A 4,222-nucleotide genomic window follows, 5' to 3' on the forward strand; every position below is an offset into this window, starting at 1 on the left:
CACAACCATGCACCGCAGCCGTTTCCGATAAATTAACCAGATTAACCGTAACGCGACGTACTGAACCATGTGCAATCTCGACAATGTGTTTGAGCAAATCGGGTGCAATCTGTAAATTGGGTGCGTAGGTCTTTGCCAACACTTCTGCATCTGCCAAACTGACAGGTTGTGCAGGTATCCAGCTCAATACGCGACCATGAAATCGCTCAAACTTTTTGAGTTTGTTGGGCAATTGCTCTTCGCCCACCAGTAAAATCGGGCATTGACTGCCTTCGTAGATGTCGCGCACCAGTTCGACCATGCCTGCTTTGCTGACCAAATAATCGGCTTCATCCAAAATCAGAGGGCGTTGCACGGTGGCAAGGTGTTCACAAATCGCGTCCAAGCAAGCGGCGGTGTTTTTGGCAATCGGCACGCTCATTTCAAAACAAATCTTTTCCAGCAGGGTTTTCTTGCTCCATGCCGAACGCATCTGCACATAATAGGCTTGGGTACGGTTGGCAACGGCGATGGTGGCTGTGGTTTTGCCGTAGCCGCTGTGTCCGTACAGCACGCCCAAAGCAGGCAAGCCGTCCAAGCGGTTGGTTAAGCGTTCCATTGCGACTTTAACCAGCGACAAATTGGTGATTTCGGCAAATTTCATGGTAAAATGCTCCATAAGTTGTTTAAAAAATGTTTTAGGGAACAGTCCAAACGCCACATTTGGACTGTTTTTTTCGTTTCAGGCTGCCTGAAACATCAAGCCACATTTCTGTTTAATGCCTTAAACTCGTGCGATTGCGGATACCGTGTCAGCCAGCGTTGTTGTGCTTCGCTGATATGCGGTTGCTCATTCAATCTATGCCATTCGGCAATGCGCTCCTGCGGTGTGGCAGGTACTTGCCAAACTGGCTGCTTTGGCACATCAACTTGGGCTTCAGGTAGCCTGTCGGTTTTGGGTTCAGCGCGTGGCAACAACACCGTTTCCGCTTCACGTTTGATGTTGTTCAAATCCACCACCAAACCGCCCAAATTCACGCTCTGTTGGTGTTCAATTGTTGGCACAGGTCGTGCCGCTTCCACCACGCTGATTTTGGTTTCCAATCGTTTGACTTGCGCGTCAATGCGTTTGTCTTTTGCTTGTTCCACAACCGATTTCGGAAAGAAATCACGGACATTCGCATTCCAATCCATGTGTCCCAAGTAACGACCCACATCATCAAACAACCACACGCGCTCGGCATTGTGTTCATCGTATGCCACACGCACTTCACAACCGTTCCACTCTTCAAACGCTTTGTTGAAATACACGTTATTGCGGAGTTTGACTTGGCAACGCTCAATGGTGCGAATTTCTTGCGGTAAAAACACATACATTTGCTCGTCTTCGCCCACTTTTTCCAACGCTTTGTTTTCAGATTGCATTTGCATTTCTTTCATTGCCCAAAGTTCGTTGGGGGTCATATGGCGCACATTACCTCTCACATCACGCACTTTTTCCATACTGCGATGTGGACTGTTGTTGTACTCTTCCACTGCTTGATAGATGATTTCTTTCATCTGTTCCCAACTGGGCATCATGTGCGGTGTCAGGCTGGCAATGTTTTTCAGCGCAGGAATATCGCGTAAAGCAATTTCCTGTTTTGCTGCTTGCCGTGTCGCTTTATGTACGGCACGACTGGCTTCGCCGTCCATGTCTTGACCGATATAGGTTTGCAAACGTTTGGCGGTTTTAATCAACACGGTTTTGTGTAAGCGTTCCACCACACCACGCGCTTGGCTACTGTATGGCGCAGAATGCTTCATTGTGATACCCAACCTTGCAAACAAGCCTGTTGCATCATCATTGAGCAAACCATTGGTGTAACCCTTGCCGTTGTCTGCGTAGAAAATGGCGCAAATACCGTATCGCGTAACCATAAATCGGATGGCACTGCGTACCGCCCGACCGCTTTCCGCTAAACCCATGCCCACACCCACAATTTTGCGTGTGCCAATATCCACAATCAGCGTAACTTCGGGACGAATGGCAATGCTTGGATTGTCAGGGTGTCCGCATTCGGCATCAAAACATTGACCGTCCGCACACACAATTTCCAAAGGCATATACTGTCGCCACTCACGGCGGACATAGGCTTGCTGGCTTTTCAGTTCACGCGCTCCCATGCGACCGCATTGTTTTTCCACTTCGCCTGTTTTGTCCAACATCCGCCGTACGGCATGAATGCTAGGTGGTTTAAACAAAGGCTGTTCCGCCAATTCCACCGCCACCCACCAATCATAAGCAGCCTGAACGCTGGGTTTTTGCGGTTGCCTGAAAAAATGCAGAAAACGTGGATACCAATCAGGTATTTGCCATTTAGACTGTGGGATTTTCGCCATCAAACGGTTTTCATCGCGCTGTTTAAACCAGCGTTTAACCGTCCGAGCGTTGGGCACAACCATTCCCCTCCCCTCGTGGGGGAGGGTTAGGGAGGGGGCAGTACGCCCGCGTTTATCGGTCGCCAACACCAGCATTTTCAGCAAATGCGCCTGACTGGGGTGCTGTGCGCTGGTCAAAAACGTGGTAATCGCTGCGTCTTTGCCTACTTTCGTTTCGGCCATCAGCGTTTCAATCGCCTTCAACACCGCTTCGCGTGCGCCCAGTTGGGTGCGTTGTGCTTCGGTGCTGCCTGAAAGGTCGGGTTTTTCAGGGGCTTCAGGTAGCCTATCTAATACGGGGAACGGGGTGTTGGCTTGTTGTGCCAAGATTTGCTGTTGATAGCGTTCTGTGATTTGCTGCATGATTTCAGGTGGTGGGGCGTAGATTTTTTTCACACCGCCACGACCACCTTTAGCTGCAACTTCTTGGAAAGCCCAAGATTGGCGTTTAACTAAATCTCCCCAACCAACCTTACTACCTGGCATTCCTTCTAATTCCATTTCTAAAAATTCTGCAATGGAATAATGTGATTTCAATTCCATTTTCAGGCAGCCTCCTCGTATAAATACCGATAGCGTGGACGAATCCGCTTACCGTCTTTTGTCCAACGGTCAGGAAACAGTTTGTATAAAGGTTTATTTAAAAATGCGGCTATAGCCTTTTCACCTGACAAGCTGGGTTGCTTCAAAGCCAAGCTGACCACGCGTGGCGAAATACCGTATTCACGAGCAACATCGGTTAAGGTCGCGCCACGCATTCTGATTTTGGCGCGTATCATTTCTGGGTGCATCCCAATACTCCTTAATTTATACAGCAGACATCAAATCCATAAGAATTTGCTGCAATAATCAATAATGGCATGATGATGCGACGAGCTTCTTCATGGTTATTAAATTTTGTATTAAGTATCAAAATATTGTCATGCTGTTTTACGCTTGACACCATGTCGAAAATTTCATCTTGTTTCATTTGCTTATTGATGCTTTCTGCCTGAAAAGCAGCAGCCCAAACATCATTAAACTTAACTTTTAATTCAATCATTTTGATTCCTTTCCGCAATTAGCCATTTTCTAAAACCATTCAATCGGCAGTCCGCACGTCTCATAACCGTACAGACTGCCTGTTCAATAGTCTTCATAACCATCCCATTTCATAGGGGACAAAATCAGCCCCTATTTCTGATTTTTTTCCAAGTTGTTAAAGAACAAAACTGTCAAATCGGTTACAATCTTTAAAATTTCCGTTTTGAAGTTGTAAACACAATAAAGTAGTAAGAATAAGAAGTAAAGTGTTATTTAAAAATATTTATTGATATTTATTTAAATTATTGTTTTTATTTTGAATTTAATTATTACCACTTACCTTACTACCATGCGCTACATGTAGTAAGGTATTGGAGCATTCCATGAATGATATAAAATTAAGTGTTGCAGAAATTATTGAATTGTCAAAAACTGCGAAAGAACAAGGCATTGACCCAAATTTGCCAAGTAGCAAACCTGGTGTGATTGACAAAGCTGAACGTGAAGAGTGGGACTTTGAAATTGTGCCTGCAAAAGGTGGTAGAGGTGGTGTTAAAAAGGTTTATACCTTACCATCTGAAACCATTGAAGGATTAAGAGAAAAAGGTTTGTTACACCTACTGGATAAGGGTGATGGTGTGCCTGTTACCCCACGCCGCAAGCAGCCTGCACCGCGTCCTGTGGCAGCAGGGGTGCCTGATTCCATGCGTTCTATGGTCGCCGAATACGATGATTGGGCAGCCGAACAAGATACAGACAGCATCGTGCCTGTGCGCTACCACACCAATGTGTTTGGCAG

4 protein-coding genes and 1 pseudogene are annotated in these 4,222 nt (G+C 46.3%); 1 reads left to right on the forward strand and 4 read right to left on the reverse strand.

Annotated features, from left to right (window positions below):
• From Q4B82_RS09285 to Q4B82_RS09300, 4 genes are all read right to left on the reverse strand, one after another.
• The coding region (locus tag Q4B82_RS09285) for an AAA family ATPase (RefSeq protein WP_303066181.1) at positions 1 to 643 on the reverse strand (643 nt) is incomplete at its 3' end.
• Positions 644 to 738: 95 nt separating this feature from the next.
• On the reverse strand, positions 739 to 2,943 hold the full coding sequence (locus tag Q4B82_RS09290) for a Mu transposase C-terminal domain-containing protein (RefSeq protein WP_303066182.1): 2,205 nt from the start codon (positions 2,941 to 2,943) through the stop codon (positions 739 to 741).
• 2 nt (positions 2,944 to 2,945) lie between these two features.
• Positions 2,946 to 3,191, reverse strand: coding sequence for a helix-turn-helix domain-containing protein (locus Q4B82_RS09295; protein WP_303066183.1), 246 nt, complete (start codon positions 3,189 to 3,191; stop codon positions 2,946 to 2,948).
• Between the two features lie 11 nt (positions 3,192 to 3,202).
• Complete coding sequence (locus Q4B82_RS09300; RefSeq protein WP_303066184.1) at positions 3,203 to 3,442, reverse strand: hypothetical protein; 240 nt, start codon at positions 3,440 to 3,442, stop codon at positions 3,203 to 3,205.
• A 364-nt stretch (positions 3,443 to 3,806) separates the two neighbouring features.
• Here Q4B82_RS09300 and Q4B82_RS09305 point away from each other — a divergent pair.
• Positions 3,807 to 4,222: pseudogene (locus Q4B82_RS09305) on the forward strand (hypothetical protein); the annotation flags it as partial.

Source organism: Alysiella sp. (assembly GCF_030525755.1).
Taxonomy (GTDB): domain Bacteria; phylum Pseudomonadota; class Gammaproteobacteria; order Burkholderiales; family Neisseriaceae; genus Simonsiella.